This is a genomic window from Haladaptatus sp. HS23 (assembly GCF_056892285.1).
This window is the reverse complement of the sequence record NZ_JBXGLH010000004.1, coordinates 270,549-283,359: the sequence shown is the minus strand read 5'-3', so window position 1 is coordinate 283,359 and position 12,811 is coordinate 270,549. Positions and strand designations below refer to the sequence as shown.

The window sequence follows — 12,811 nt, the reverse complement described above, 5'->3', positions numbered from 1 at the left end:
TATCCAGACGGAACGCCCGAAATCAGCCGCTAGGGGCCATCTATCACAATAGTTCCTTGCTAATCTATGGCAAAGGCTTTACCACCTAGCGACTCAACTCTTAGCCACCAGGCCCGGGAGGCCAGGAGCTTCAATTATGACGGATGACGAACTCATCTGGCGAATCGCAGGCGGTTCCGGGGACGGAATCGACTCGACGAGTCAGAACTTTGCAAAAGCCCTCATGCGAGCAGGGCTACACGTATTCACGCACCGACACTATCCGTCGCGTATTCGCGGCGGCCACACCTACGTGGAAATTCGCGCGGGAGACCATGAAGTCAAATCGCGGGGGGACAACTACAATTTCCTCCTCGCGCTCGGAGACAGCTTCGCGCGGAACCCACAGGAAGAAGCCTACTACGGCAACGAAGAGATAAAACCCCTGACGGAGAACTTGGATGAACTCCGCGAAGGCGGCGTCATCATCTACGATTCGGGACTGCTCGACACCGACGACATCCCGGACTTCGAAGAGCGTGTCGAGGAGAACAACTGGCACGTCTTCGACTTGGACCTTCGCGGACTCGCCAAGGAGTACGGCCGCGAAATCATGCGGAACACGGCTGGTATCGGCGCGACGTGCGCCATCATCGGTCTCGACCTCGATATCGTGGAAGAACTGATGAGCGAAGCCATGCCGGAGAAAATTCTCGAGCCGAACCTCGAGGTTCTCCGTGCGTCGTACGAGGACCTCCAGGAGAACTACGACACGGACGTCGGCGTCACGGTCCCCGAGAGCGACTACGACGACGATCAGGTTCTGATCTCCGGCAGTCACGGCATCGCATACGGTGCCATCGACGAAGGATGCCGGTTCATCGCCGGATACCCCATGACGCCGTGGACCGACGTGTTCACCATCATGACCCAACACCTCCCCGACCTCGGCGGAATCTCCGAACAGGTCGAGGACGAAATCGCCGCCGCCTCGCTCGCAATCGGTGCGAGCCACGCGGGGGCAAAGGCGATGAGTGGGTCGTCCGGTGGCGGATTCGCGCTGATGTCCGAACCGCTCGGACTCGCGGAAATCACCGAGACGCCCATCGTGTTGGTCGAATCGATGCGCGCAGGCCCCTCCACGGGGATGCCGACGAAGCCGGAACAGGGTGACCTCGAACACGTCCTGTACACGAGTCAAGGCGACTCGAACCGCGTCGTCTTCGCGCCGGGTGATGCGCGCGAATCGTACATCCAGACGCGAAAGGCGTTCGAGCTCGCGTACAACTACCAGATCCCGAGCATCATCCTCTACGACCAGAAACTCTCCGGCGGTCACGAGACGGTTCCGGAATCCACGTTCGACCGCGAGCCGAACCCGGATATCGGCGAAGTCGTAACCGAGGAAGAAATCGAACAAGGCGAGCGTCTCGCCGGTCGATTCAAGCGCTACCGCTACGACGGCGAGAACGGCGTCAGCCCGCGCTCCCTGCCGGGACAGAAGGGCGGCAACTTCCTCGCGTCCGGTAACGAACACAACGAGGCCGGTCACATCAGCGAGGACGCGGACAACCGCGTCACGCAAATGAACCGACGGATGGAGAAGCTCACCGCAATCCGCGACGAGCTCAACGACATGGACGAGTCCCACCAGACCGTCTACGGTGAGGATGATGCGGACTACGCCATCCTCAGCTTCGGTAGCATGAAAGGCGCCGTCGAAGAGGGCGTCGCCATGCTGAACGAGGACGGCCACTCGGTCAAGACGATGAACGTCAGCGACATGGTGCCGTTCCCGAAGAAGGAGGTCAACGCCTTCCTCGAAGATGTCGACGAGGTGCTCGTCGTCGAGATGAACGCCACGGCGCAGTTCCGCCGCCACATTCAGGCGGCGACCGGCCAGCACGGCGACAAACTGTTCAGCCTGCTGAAATACGACGGCAACCCGTTCGAGCCTTCAGAAGTCGTTGACGGCTTCGAAGCACAGATCGACGGCGATGCCGAGCCAGCGCACAACACGCGCATCGAATCCGCAACGGGTGACTGAAAATGAGTGTATTCAACGCAATCGAAGAAGAACGAGAAATCGACGTGAACGAGTTCACGCCCAGCCTCGAACCGCAGGCGACGTGGTGTCCGGGCTGTGGTGACTTCGGCGTCCTCAAGGCGCTGAAACAGGCGATGCCCGAGGTCGGCCGAACGCCGGACGAGACACTCCTCGTCACGGGTATCGGCTGTTCCGGGAAGCTTTCGAGCTACTTCCAGAGCTACGGCTTCCACTCCATCCACGGGCGGTCCCTGCCGGTCGCACGCGCGGCCAAACTCGCCAATCCCGACCTCGAAGTCATCGCCGCCGGCGGTGACGGAGACGGCTACGGAATCGGTGGGAACCACTTCATGCACACGGCTCGTGAGAACCACGACATGACCTACATCGTCTTCGACAACGAGATCTTCGGACTGACGAAGGGGCAGACGTCGCCCACGTCCCCGAAGGGTCACAAGTCGAAGACTCAGCCACGCGGGAACGCGAAGAGCCCGATTCGACCGCTCTCGCTCTCGTTGACCTCGGGTGCGACGTACGTCGCTCGAACGGCAGCCGTCAACCCGAACCAGGCGAAGGAAATCCTCGCCGAGGCCATGGAACACGATGGGTTCGCACACGTGGACTTCCTCACGCAGTGCCCGACGTGGAACAAGGACGCAAAGCAGTACGTCCCGTACATCGACGTGCAGGACAGCGACGACTACGACTTCGATATCCACGACCGTCGCGAAGCGATGGAAGCGATGCACGACGCCGAGGACGCGCTCTACGAGGGCAAGGTCCTCACCGGCCGCTTCTACGTGGACGACGAGCGTCCCTCCTATCAGCAGGAGAAGCAGTCGACGGGCGACATGCCGGAAACGCCGCTCGCAGAGCGGTACTTCGACGACGATTACGAGTGGGAGCGTAGCTACGACCTGCTCGACCGTCACAAGTAATCTCGTTTCACCGTTCTCGGCGTTTCGAACAACATTTTCGTGGTCGTCAATGTGTTTTTCACTTCGCAAGGTATTTTTTCCTGTGCGGGAAACATACCGGTAACATGAGCACGGAATCGACCGAAGACCGGATTCTCCGCGTGTTAGAGGACGATGCACAGGCGTCGTACTCGGAGATAGCGGATCGGGCCGGTGTTTCGAAACCGACCGTTCGAAAATACATCGAGAAGCTCGAAGACGAGGGCGTCATCGTCGGCTATTCGGCGGAAATAGACCCGAAGAAGCTATCCAGCCAGAGCATCGCGCTCGTCGGTATCGACGTCGAAAGCGAACGCTACGTCGAAGCGACCCGATCGCTACAGGAGTTGACGGACATCGACACGCTCTACACCTGCAGTGGCGATCACATGCTGATGGCCGAAGTGCGTGCGCCGAACGGCGGCGCTGTCGGGAGCGTCATCAGCGACGAAATTCTCACCATCGATGGCGTGACCGCGGCTCATCCGTCGTTCCTCCAAGAGCGACTCAAGTAACTCGTATCGATTCTCGACCGTCGTTCGACGCTTCAGTCACGACTTTCTCCGGGAGTTCCGTCACGGGACGGGGCGGCTCGGGGTTTTTCTCGTGAGATTGCAGCGTCCGCTGCCACCAGCCGACGCTCCGCCACGCGTCGTTTTTGTAACCCACATCCTCGTACGTTCCGACGTGTTCGAAGCCGAGCGATTCGTGCAGGCCGACGCTAGCCGCGTTCGGGAGTGCGATTCCTGCGTACGCGTTGTAGAATCCTTGCGCTTCGAGAAGCGGGAACAACGCCCGATAGAGTCCCTCTCCGACCCCCGACCGGCGATACTCGGAGTGGACGTACACGGAAACGTCCACCGACCACTGATACGCCTCGCGCGAGCGATGGGACCCGGCGTAGGCGTATCCGAGGAGGTTTCCGTCCTGCTTACAGACGAGCCACGGATAGGCCGGGAGTGTCGTTTGGATTCGGTCCGCTATCTCCTCGGAATCCGGTGGCGTCGCCTCGAACGAGATGACCGTCTCGCGGACGACGGGCGCGTAGATGGCCGCGATTCCGACGGCGTCGGCCTCTTCGGCGAGTCGAAGGCTGGGCATGGTGAGTGTAAGAGTGGAAGCGGGATAAATCGCCGTCGGACTGGTTGCGCATAAGACGTTTAAGCCGAGGGGCGGAAGCCAAAACGATGGCCACGTACCAGCGTGAAGTGTGGGTCGACGCGCCGTTCGAGGACGTCTGGCGGTTCTACTCGGCCACGGACGGCTTGGAGGCGCTGACGCCGGAGTGGATGAACCTCCGTGTAGAGGAGGTTCGTGGACCGGACGGGGAAACTGACCCGAACGTGCTGGAAGCGGGAACGGAAATCCGAATGTCGCTCCGACCGTTCGGAATGGGACCGCGCCAGCGGTGGACTTCGAAAATCGTCCAGCGGACGGAAGAGGACGGGGCCGCGGTGTTTCGAGACGAGATGAGCGGGGGACCGTTCCCCGAATGGCAACACACCCACCAGTTCTACGCCGGGGATGGGAAGACGTTAGTTCGTGACGTGGTGGACTACCGACTCCCGGCGCTCGGCGAAACGGGAAGTCCGCTCGCGACGGTAGGTTTCGAACCCATGTTCGCATATCGACATCGAAAGACGAAGGAATTGCTGGAGCGATGAAGTTTATCCCCGTTAGAGTGGTAGCTGTCACCGTATGTCAGACGTAGCTGTCATCGGCGGCGGTCCTGCCGGATTGAGTGGGGCACTGTTCACCGCGAAAAACGGTCTCGACACGGTCGTTTTCGATACGGATGATACCGCGATGCACGCCGCACACCTGTTCAACTACCTCGGAATCAAAAGCATCGACGGCGAGGAGTTCATGGAAACCGCCCGCGAGCAGGTGGACGAACAGGGTGTCGAGCGAAAGCAGGGCGAGGAGGTAACGGGCGTCGAACAGTCGGACGGGGGGTTCACGATTACGACGGACGACGGCGAGTACGACGCCACCTACGTCATCTTCGCCACCGGGCGGTCACGCGACATGGCCGAGGACCTCGGCTGTGAACTGAACGACGACGGCACGGTGAAGACGGACATGGACAACGAGACGACGGTCGAAAACGCCTACGCCGCCGGATGGTCGGCCCGCTCCGATAAGATTCAGGCGGCCATCTCCGTCGGCGGCGGCGCGGCCGCTGGCTTGGACATCCTGAGCACAGAAAAGGGACGTGCCTTCCACGACTTCGATACGCCGGAGGACGCGGAGTAGGCTACTCGATGGATTCGCCGTAGTCCCCGCCGAACTTCATGAAGAAGTAGCCCAGAGAGAGGGTGAACGCCAACGCACCGGAGGTGGCGAGGCCGAGCGTCTTCGCGTTGCCCGGAATCGCCGGTTCCGACGAACCGCCGCCGGCAGCACCGACGGTGATGGTGCCGGTCATACCGGCGCTCTTGTGCGGCGCACAGTGGTACGCGTACTCGCCGGCCGTACTGAACGTGTGCGAGTAGGTATAACCCGTGTCGAACAACTCGCTCGCGCTTCCCGAGCCTTCCCAGCCCGCGCCTTCGGGTTGGCTTTCGGGCACGACGTTGTGGCCGTCGGACTCCCAGACGAACTTCACGGTCGTGCCGGGCGTGACGGTCAGCTTGTCCGGGTCGAACACGAGGTCGCCACCCGGGCCAACCTTCACCGTCTTCGTCGCTCCACCGCCGTCGCCGGAGCTACTGTTCGAACTGCCTTCCCCGCCGGAGGTCGTCGTCCCGCTTTCCTGCGCAGCCGCCGTTCCGGCTGCACCCGCCGCGACGACACCCGCAGAACCGAGGAGAAATCCACGTCGAGTAACCGATTCGTCCGCTTCCCCATCTGTCATGGCCGGGGGTTGGTACCGGTGGGTACTGAATACTTTGGTTTGGAACCACCACCTTTCAGCCACCACCTTTTACGACGGTCGATGGGCAGGGCCAGTGCCGTTTGGCGCTGGCCCTGCCCGTCTCCCTGTAAAAGCTGGACCAAAAGCACCACGTCACCCCACTTCCGTCGCTCCTTTCAGTCGCTCCGTCGGGGGTTCCTCGGCCCGTTTGCTCACTATGCTTGCTCACGGAGAGTACGCTTGCCGAGAAAATTCACTCAGCCTGTCGCTCCCTTGGGTCGCTCACCAAGAAACAGCGACCGAAGGGAGCGGTCGGCCGGTGACACGACCGCCAGAAATCGGCTATCGACGTGAATTCTGGAGATGAGCAAGCGGCAGAACCTCCGGAATGGTTGATGACACAACCGCTTGTCTCCAGCATCTTCACCGGAAAATCTACGATTTTCCGGGCCGACGAACCCCTCGAAGGCGCGTCTCTGACGCGCCTGAGGGGGTGAGGAGTGCTTTTGGTCCAGATTTTGCCAGGGAGGCAACCGAATCCGGCGTGAACCACGCCGGATTCGGCTCCCGACCGCAGCAAAAGGTGGTTTTATAGGGAGTAATCGTGGTCGCCGTCCTCGGTTTCGAGGAAGGCTGTGAGGAGGTCGATGGTCGCCGACACGTCGTCGCCGTTGGCGCTCTCGGTGACGGTGTGAAGGTAGCGCGTCGGAATCGAAATCGCGCCGACCGGTTTCGCGCCGTAGGTGTTCTGGAACCCGGCGGTGTCGGTGCCACCCGAGGGAAGGACTTCGAGTTGGTACGGGATATCGCGTTCCTCGGCCACCGAGCGCATCCGGCGGTGGACTTTCGGCGTCGTGACGACGCTTCCGTCCTTGAGTTTTATCGCAGTTCCGTCGCCGAGGGTGGTCACGTAATCCCGTTCCTTGCTCACGCCCGGGAAGTCGTTGGCGACGGTCACGTCGAGGGCGACGGCGAGGTCGGGGTCCACATCGACACCCAACGCGGTGGCACCGCGAAGGCCGATTTCCTCCTGTACCGTGGCACAGAAGTGAACCGTCGCGTCCGGGTTCTCGATTCGTTTTGCCGCCTCCAACATGGCGAAGAGACAGATCCGGTCGTCGAGCGCCTTCCCGGAGACGTTCTCGCCGACCTGCACCGTCGTCTGCTCCATGGTGACGATGTCGCCCACGGAGACGCGCTCGTTCGCCTCGTCTGCCGGAAGACCGAGGTCGACGTAAACGTCCTCGACGTCCTCTTCCCCTTCGTCGCCGTCGAGCAGGTGCGGCGGGACCGACCCGATGACGCCTCGGAGGTCTTCTTCCTCGGTGTGGACGACGACGCGCTGTGCTCGCAGTACGCGGGGGTCCCATCCGCCGAGGGCGTCGAGCGAGACGAACCCGTCGTCGTTCACGTGCCGAACCATGAACCCGATCTCGTCCATGTGGGCTGCAACGGCGACGTCGTAGTCCGCTGTCCCCTCTATCGTCCCGATGACGTTCCCCATCGCGTCGGTGTGGAGGTCGTCCACTTCGTCCTCCAACTCCCGCCGAACGATGTCGCGGATTCGGTTCTCGTACCCCGCCGCACCGTTCGTTTCGGTCAGTTCACATAAGAGTTTGAAATCGAAATCGAATGCCATACCGAACCTCGTTCCCATCTCGGTATAAACCTCTCTGAACCGGAGAATAAACTCACAACTAGTGTATAGTGGTTCCGGAACGTTTTTGCCGTTTACTCACACAATGGCGGACATGGCTGACAAAGAAGCGGAATTCCGACAGCAGTTTCACGACGCATTCGAAGGCGCAGATTACCCCGTCAGCAACCCGATGGAACTCGTTCCGGCGCTGCCGAACGGTCCCGGGACGCGTTTCGAAGCAGGCGACACCAGCTTTACCGCGATGGAGCTGGCGACGAAGATGAACGATGCACAGGATTTCCCCTACGCCGACGTTGACGCCCTCGTCGATGACCTCATCGAGGGGCTGAAGCAGAAGGACATGCTGTAACTACGATTCTTCTTCCTTTTCCGGGAGCGCGAGGAGCAGTACCTCCCACATGTCGTGTTGGTCGTTGAACCGACTATCGAGTATCCGGTCGTTTTGCCCGAGCGGAATCGGTTGTTGTGGCTGTGAGACTTCGAGCCACGTCAGCGTCGGCTCCGTGATTTCCATTTCCGCGATGTCGGCGGTTCGTTCGGTTTCCGCCCCGTACTCACCCATTCCTCGTTCGTGACGTTCCATCGTAAACCCCGTGCCGGATACCACAGCACGGCACATAACTGTGCTGGCGACGCTCAAACCGAGGGACAAAGAGAGGAAAAACCTCGGAGTTCCGGTATTAGCGGTCCACGTCGGGATTTTCCGGAACGGCAGCGCGTTGCTCCGAGTAGCGCGGGTGCCCGTTCGCGTACACGTGGTCGAAGATGGCGTCCACGTCGTAACCGTCGTGTGCTTCGGCGGCTTTCACGGCTTCCGCCACCTGTTCTTTTGCCTCCTCGCGAAGCGCGGCGTCGTCCTCGTCGGTCCAACCGTGTTCGGTTTCGAGGTACTCCCGAGTTCGGTCGAGCGGGTCCTTCTCGGCCCACGCATCGACTTCCGCGTCGTCGCGGTACTTCGTCGGGTCGTCGGTCGTCGTGTGGGCACCCTGTCGATACGTGACCGCCTCGACGAGTATGGGTTCGCCGTCCTTCGCGCGTTCGAGTGCGTCAGAGACGGTCCGATAGACGGCGAGTACGTCGTTTCCGTCCACTCGAATGCCCTCGAAGCCGTAGGCCTGTGCCTTCTGTGCGATGGTGGCGCTCGCGGTTTGGCGCTCACGTGGCACCGAAATCGCCCACTGGTTGTTCTGACAGAAGAACACCGTCGGCGTCTCGAACACGCCAGCGAAGTTCATCGCCTCGTGGAAGTCCCCCTCGCTCGTCGCCCCGTCGCCGAAGCTCGCGAGAATGGCACAGTCGTCGGCCTTGTAGTTCGCGCCCATGCCGACGCCGACGGCGTGGGGCAACTGGGTGGCGATGGGAATCGTCGGCGGGAAGGTTCGCAATCCCTCCGCTTCCTCACGGTCCACGTAGTTTCCCGCCCCAGAGAGGTGGAGCAGAATGTCCCGAATCGCGTGTCCACGGGTGATGTAAATCCCGTGGTCGCGGTAGGTCGGGAAGCAGTAGTCGTCCGGCGAAAGCGCGTACGCCGCACCGACTTGTGCTGCTTCCTGTCCCTGCAAGGGCGCGTAGGTCCCGATTCGCCCCTGTCGGTGGAGCGAGACGGCTTTTTCGTCGAATGTACGGGCGAGTACCTGTAATCGGTACATCTTTTTCACGTCCGCTGAGGAGAGATTCACGTCCCCTTCGACATTGCCATCGAGTCCGACCACGCGCGCCATATCGGGTGCTTGTGAAGCCATATTTTGGAATCACCGACTGTCTATCGGTCAAACGCCATCACTTGTTATAAAGCATCGGCTTGAACGGTATATTGGGAAAAATCGGGAGGTGGTTTAAGTATCCAAATTATAAATCACCGAAGATTATCCCGAAAGTGACGGAATAACCGACGATTTGTCAGGATGTTACGTTTCGAAACATTTAGGCAGGGGCTGAGAGATGTGTAAGCGTATGACACAGTGGATCGGGCGGACGTTCACGAGCGACGCGGGATGGAATTTCCTCGAAACCATAGTCGATATCGGGAACCGAATGACGGGCAGTGACGGCGAACGAGCGGCCGCGGAAGTCACCCGTGATGCGCTCGCCGACGCCGGGGCACGCAACGCCCGATTGGCGGAGTTCGACGTACAGGGCTGGACGCGAGGGTCCAGTTCCATCGAGGCTGGCGAGACGACACAGGACTGTATCGCGCTCCCGCGGAGTCCCGCCGGAAGCGCGGACGGTGAGTTGGTGGACCTCGGCTACGGACTCCCGGACGACTTCGAGAAACACGACATCGAGGGGAAGGTCGTGATGGTCGCATCGAACGTCCCGAGCTATTTCGACCGGTTCATTCACCGACGGGAGAAGTACTACTACGCCGTCGACGGCGGTGCGGCCGCCTTCGTCTTTCGTAACCACGTCGAGGGCTGTCTCCCACCGACCGGCAGCGTCGGCACCGAGGAGGACCCCATCGGCGACATCCCGGCCGTCGGGGTGAGCAAGGAAGTCGGCGCACGACTCGCTCGGCGTTGGGAGGGCGATGACGTGACGGTGACCGTCGATGCCGACGTGTACGACGCGACCAGCCAGAACGTCCACGCCGAACTCGGTCCGGACACCGAGCAGGAGGTACTCGTCACCAGCCACATCGACGCCCACGACATCGCCGAAGGTGCGATGGACAACGGCGCGGGGACGGCCATGGTCGTCGAGATGGCAAACGCGCTCGCGGAGCGTGAGGACGAACTCGACACGAAGATTCATTTCGTCGCCTTCGGTGCCGAGGAGGTCGGACTCGACGGTTCGTCGCACATGGCGAGCGCCACAGACTTCGACGGCATCAAAGCCATCCTGAACAACGACGGCGTGGTCCGAGGACGAACGCTCACGTTCACCACGCACGGGTTCGACGAACTGGACGACGCGGCCCACGAAATCGCGGACCAGTACGGCCACCCCATCTCGACGATTCCCGAGCAGGGACCGCACAGCGACCACTGGCCCTTCGTCCAGTGGGGCGTTCCGGGCTACCACGTCATGAGCGAGACGGGCGACGAGGGGCGAGGCTGGGGCCACACCTTCGCCGACACGTTGGACAAAGTCGAAATGCGTAATCTCCGCGAGCAAGCCATTCTCCTCACCGAACTCGCGGTTTACCTCGCGAGCGACGAGTTCGACGTCGAACACAAAGCGCCCGAGGAAATCGCCGACGCGCTCGAGGCCGAGGACCAAGCGGCGGGGATGAAAATCATCGGCGATTGGCCGTACGACGAGTAACCCGTCACGCGTTTTTGCCCCGCGAATTCACTCGGAGCGCGGTATCCTTTTCTGGTCGGGGTGAGACTGTTCAGGTAATGACCGAACCACGCGACCACCACGAACGGAGGCCAGAATGCGTGTAGGTGTCGTACCGAGCGCCGACGGCGATTTCATCGAGACGATCGACGCCGCACTCGGCGACGAGGCCGAGCGGACGGTGAGCGAGGACGCGAACACCGTCCTCGATGCGACCCCAACCGCCGTCGTCGCGGTCGGCGAGCGAGCGGTTACGGACCTCGTACGTGCGGACGCATCGGTTCCCATCCTCCCGGTCGATGCGGGACCGGGACTCGAAAGCGTCCCGCCGACTGACATCGAACCCGCCATCGCGGACCTCCTCGCCGGGAAGTGGACGACGACGGGTCGCCCTCTCCTCTCGGCGACGGTCGACGGCGAATACATCGCCGACGCGCTGTTCGAGATGACGCTCGTCACGAGCGAACCCGCCCGAATCTCCGAGTACAGTGTCAACGTCGAAGACGAGCGGGTGTCCCAATTCAGGGCGGACGCCGTGGTCGCTGCCACGCCGACCGGAAGTTTAGGGTACGCACGCGACGCGGGGGGACCGGTGGTCGAACAGGGCGCGGGCGTCGTCTCGGTGGTCCCCGTCGCGCCGTTCGCCATCCACGTGGATAACTGGATACTCCGCGGCCCGGTGACGCTGGCCGTCGAACGGGACGAGGACGCGGTGGAACTCCTCGCCGACGACCGTTCCGTCCGTCCCGTCGAACCGCACGAGCCGGTCGAAATCACGTTCGACGGCGTGTTAGAACTCGTCAGCGTGGAATCGAGTCGGCGGTTTTTCGCCGAGTGACGGAGCGACCGAATTGGAAAGAATATAATACGCTGTCGCACTGAGTTTCGAGCATGCAACCCCTATCATTACTCGGGCCCATCGACGTGCTCGAACCTTACGCGGGTTTCGTCGTTTTCGGACTCGTGTTGGTCAACATGTTGACGCGCATCCTCGCGTCGCGTAACTACGCGAAACAGGCAAAGGACGACGACAAGGAGACGCTGAGCCGCTGGATTCCTCACGAAGTCAGCAACGTTCTGTTGGTCCTCTCGGCGTTCTACTTCCTGACGCTGCACCACCACGGCGGTATCGTCCTCTCGACGCTCGTCCTCGGTCTCGTCATCACGGACTTCTTCGAAATCGAAGCCCGTTCCGTCGAACTTCGCCGGGGCCTCCCGCTCGAAAAGCCGAAAGCTGCCGTCTTGGCGTCCGTTATCGTCCTCATGTACATCGGCTACGAGACGGTCTTCTTCATCATCAAACCGATCTGGGACGCCGTTATCTGAAGCGGCCCTGTCTGCTCACGTTTTTCTTCTCGTCTCCGGTTCGCGAGTCGTGGGGTTTCGATTTTTGATAGGTGCTTCGCTCCGAGTCCGTACTCTCGCACTCGCGTCTCACGACGCGCAGAGAATCGAAAAAGGCGAAAACTCGGTCGTCAGATTCAGTCCTTGCGCTTCACGACATCGCCCAGCGTGTAACTGCCGGTCGAACTGCCGCCGCTCCACTCCTCATCGTCGGCCCCGGCGCTACCGGTAGTAAGGCTGATATCGAGTTTCTTCTCCAGTTTCTTCTGCACGCTGTCGCTCGGCAGGATGTCGCCGTGTTCGAGTTTGCGGATGAGGCTCGCCTTCTCGTTGAGTTCCTTGGCGAGGTCCTCCTGACTCTGACCGGTCGACTCGCGCGCGTTGCGGATTCTGTCGTCGTAATCCTGCGCTATCTCCTCCATATCGTCGAACATGTCCTTCCGACGTGAGCGTGACCCGCCGGAGGACCCTGCACTGCCAGTGCTGGTGCTCGATTGACCGGAAGACGAGGATGTCGAATACTTGGTCGAGGTGGAAGAGGACTGCTGTGTCTTGACCTCGGTCCCGAAGTCGGCGCAGTTGTCGCACACGTCGAGCTCCGCGCCTTCGACTTTGATAGTCTTGGGAGACGCCGTTTCGGCACCGCACATCTCACACTGAACCATACGTGCTATTTACCGTCTCGA

General features: G+C 61.2%; 15 protein-coding genes. 9 read left to right on the top strand and 6 right to left on the bottom strand.

All coding sequences use genetic code 11. From position 1 onward, the window contains the following. Nucleotides 1-136: 136 nt before the first annotated feature. The 3 genes from AC1XDK_RS14200 (at nt 137) to lrpA1 (ending at nt 3,497) form a co-directional block, all read left to right on the top strand. Complete coding sequence (locus AC1XDK_RS14200) at nt 137-2,026, top strand: 2-oxoacid:acceptor oxidoreductase subunit alpha (protein ID WP_483350550.1); 1,890 nt, start codon at nt 137-139, stop codon at nt 2,024-2,026. Nucleotides 2,027-2,028: 2 nt separating this feature from the next. After that, entirely contained in the window at nt 2,029-2,964 is a 936-nt protein-coding gene (locus AC1XDK_RS14195; RefSeq protein ID WP_231183597.1) for a thiamine pyrophosphate-dependent enzyme, read from the top strand. A gap of 104 nt (nt 2,965-3,068) precedes the next feature. Further along, nucleotides 3,069-3,497 carry an HTH-type transcriptional regulator LrpA1 gene (lrpA1, locus tag AC1XDK_RS14190; RefSeq protein ID WP_483350549.1) on the top strand — a complete coding sequence of 143 codons (429 nt, stop codon included), beginning with the start codon at nt 3,069-3,071 and terminating at the stop codon, nt 3,495-3,497. Here the strand turns inward: lrpA1 and AC1XDK_RS14185 are convergent. After that, nucleotides 3,490-4,083 carry an arsinothricin resistance N-acetyltransferase ArsN1 family B gene (locus tag AC1XDK_RS14185; RefSeq protein WP_483350548.1) on the bottom strand — a complete coding sequence of 198 codons (594 nt, stop codon included), beginning with the start codon at nt 4,081-4,083 and terminating at the stop codon, nt 3,490-3,492. The two genes, lrpA1 and AC1XDK_RS14185, sit on opposite strands and share 8 nt — an antisense overlap. An 86-nt stretch (nt 4,084-4,169) precedes the next feature. Between AC1XDK_RS14185 and AC1XDK_RS14180 the strand changes: the two genes are divergently transcribed. Together AC1XDK_RS14180 and AC1XDK_RS14175 are read left to right on the top strand one after the other, a co-directional pair. Beyond that, nucleotides 4,170-4,646: an SRPBCC family protein gene (locus AC1XDK_RS14180; RefSeq protein WP_483350547.1), complete on the top strand. Its 477-nt coding sequence runs from the start codon at nt 4,170-4,172 to the stop codon at nt 4,644-4,646. A gap of 34 nt (nt 4,647-4,680) precedes the next feature. Continuing rightward, nucleotides 4,681-5,238, top strand: a complete 558-nt coding sequence (locus AC1XDK_RS14175) for an NAD(P)/FAD-dependent oxidoreductase (RefSeq protein ID WP_483350546.1) — start codon at nt 4,681-4,683, stop codon at nt 5,236-5,238. 1 nt (nt 5,239) lies between these two features. Here AC1XDK_RS14175 and AC1XDK_RS14170 read toward each other — a convergent pair whose 3' ends face one another. Continuing rightward, nucleotides 5,240-5,839 (bottom strand): plastocyanin/azurin family copper-binding protein, encoded by a 600-nt coding sequence (locus AC1XDK_RS14170; protein ID WP_483350545.1) that lies wholly within the window; start codon nt 5,837-5,839, stop codon nt 5,240-5,242. 589 nt (nt 5,840-6,428) lie between these two features. After that, nucleotides 6,429-7,478 carry a M42 family metallopeptidase gene (locus AC1XDK_RS14165; RefSeq protein ID WP_483350544.1) on the bottom strand — a complete coding sequence of 350 codons (1,050 nt, stop codon included), beginning with the start codon at nt 7,476-7,478 and terminating at the stop codon, nt 6,429-6,431. Between the two features lie 112 nt (nt 7,479-7,590). On the opposite strand from AC1XDK_RS14165, the gene AC1XDK_RS14160 reads away from it, so the two are divergent. Further along, nucleotides 7,591-7,848, top strand: a complete 258-nt coding sequence (locus tag AC1XDK_RS14160; protein WP_231183585.1) for an MTH865 family protein — start codon at nt 7,591-7,593, stop codon at nt 7,846-7,848. Here AC1XDK_RS14160 and AC1XDK_RS14155 read toward each other — a convergent pair whose 3' ends face one another. Beyond that, nucleotides 7,849-8,082 carry a hypothetical protein gene (locus AC1XDK_RS14155; protein WP_483350543.1) on the bottom strand — a complete coding sequence of 78 codons (234 nt, stop codon included), beginning with the start codon at nt 8,080-8,082 and terminating at the stop codon, nt 7,849-7,851. Between the two features lie 97 nt (nt 8,083-8,179). After that, a complete protein-coding gene (pdhA, locus tag AC1XDK_RS14150; protein ID WP_483350542.1) occupies nt 8,180-9,241 on the bottom strand; it encodes a pyruvate dehydrogenase (acetyl-transferring) E1 component subunit alpha in 1,062 nt (353 codons plus the stop codon). 211 nt (nt 9,242-9,452) lie between these two features. On the opposite strand from pdhA, the gene AC1XDK_RS14145 reads away from it, so the two are divergent. The 3 genes from AC1XDK_RS14145 (at nt 9,453) to AC1XDK_RS14135 (ending at nt 12,107) form a co-directional block, all read left to right on the top strand. Beyond that, nucleotides 9,453-10,763: a M28 family peptidase gene (locus tag AC1XDK_RS14145; RefSeq protein ID WP_483350541.1), complete on the top strand. Its 1,311-nt coding sequence runs from the start codon at nt 9,453-9,455 to the stop codon at nt 10,761-10,763. A 115-nt stretch (nt 10,764-10,878) separates the two neighbouring features. Next, nucleotides 10,879-11,619 (top strand): NAD(+)/NADH kinase, encoded by a 741-nt coding sequence (locus tag AC1XDK_RS14140; protein ID WP_483350540.1) that lies wholly within the window; start codon nt 10,879-10,881, stop codon nt 11,617-11,619. A gap of 53 nt (nt 11,620-11,672) precedes the next feature. Further along, on the top strand, nt 11,673-12,107 hold the full coding sequence (locus tag AC1XDK_RS14135) for a DUF7313 family protein (protein ID WP_483350539.1): 435 nt from the start codon (nt 11,673-11,675) through the stop codon (nt 12,105-12,107). Between the two features lie 155 nt (nt 12,108-12,262). Here the strand turns inward: AC1XDK_RS14135 and AC1XDK_RS14130 are convergent, their stop codons facing one another. Then, nucleotides 12,263-12,790 carry a multiprotein bridging factor aMBF1 gene (locus AC1XDK_RS14130; protein WP_483350538.1) on the bottom strand — a complete coding sequence of 176 codons (528 nt, stop codon included), beginning with the start codon at nt 12,788-12,790 and terminating at the stop codon, nt 12,263-12,265. Nucleotides 12,791-12,811: the final 21 nt, after the last annotated feature.

What these genes read in the sequence shown, in the direction of transcription:
- AC1XDK_RS14180 (WP_483350547.1), top strand. Translation starts at nt 4,170, where the DNA reads ATGGCCACGTACCAGCGTGAAGTGTGGGTCGACGCGCCGTTCGAGGAC.
- AC1XDK_RS14140 (WP_483350540.1), top strand. Translation starts at nt 10,879, where the DNA reads ATGCGTGTAGGTGTCGTACCGAGCGCCGACGGCGATTTCATCGAGACG.
- AC1XDK_RS14155 (WP_483350543.1), bottom strand. Translation starts at nt 8,082, where the DNA reads ATGGAACGTCACGAACGAGGAATGGGTGAGTACGGGGCGGAAACCGAA.
- AC1XDK_RS14170 (WP_483350545.1), bottom strand. Translation starts at nt 5,839, where the DNA reads ATGACAGATGGGGAAGCGGACGAATCGGTTACTCGACGTGGATTTCTC.
- lrpA1 (WP_483350549.1), top strand. Translation starts at nt 3,069, where the DNA reads ATGAGCACGGAATCGACCGAAGACCGGATTCTCCGCGTGTTAGAGGAC.
- AC1XDK_RS14185 (WP_483350548.1), bottom strand. Translation starts at nt 4,083, where the DNA reads ATGCCCAGCCTTCGACTCGCCGAAGAGGCCGACGCCGTCGGAATCGCG.
- AC1XDK_RS14135 (WP_483350539.1), top strand. Translation starts at nt 11,673, where the DNA reads ATGCAACCCCTATCATTACTCGGGCCCATCGACGTGCTCGAACCTTAC.
- AC1XDK_RS14145 (WP_483350541.1), top strand. Translation starts at nt 9,453, where the DNA reads ATGACACAGTGGATCGGGCGGACGTTCACGAGCGACGCGGGATGGAAT.
- AC1XDK_RS14165 (WP_483350544.1), bottom strand. Translation starts at nt 7,478, where the DNA reads ATGGCATTCGATTTCGATTTCAAACTCTTATGTGAACTGACCGAAACG.
- AC1XDK_RS14160 (WP_231183585.1), top strand. Translation starts at nt 7,591, where the DNA reads ATGGCTGACAAAGAAGCGGAATTCCGACAGCAGTTTCACGACGCATTC.
- AC1XDK_RS14175 (WP_483350546.1), top strand. Translation starts at nt 4,681, where the DNA reads ATGTCAGACGTAGCTGTCATCGGCGGCGGTCCTGCCGGATTGAGTGGG.
- AC1XDK_RS14130 (WP_483350538.1), bottom strand. Translation starts at nt 12,790, where the DNA reads ATGGTTCAGTGTGAGATGTGCGGTGCCGAAACGGCGTCTCCCAAGACT.
- AC1XDK_RS14200 (WP_483350550.1), top strand. Translation starts at nt 137, where the DNA reads ATGACGGATGACGAACTCATCTGGCGAATCGCAGGCGGTTCCGGGGAC.
- pdhA (WP_483350542.1), bottom strand. Translation starts at nt 9,241, where the DNA reads ATGGCTTCACAAGCACCCGATATGGCGCGCGTGGTCGGACTCGATGGC.
- AC1XDK_RS14195 (WP_231183597.1), top strand. Translation starts at nt 2,029, where the DNA reads ATGAGTGTATTCAACGCAATCGAAGAAGAACGAGAAATCGACGTGAAC.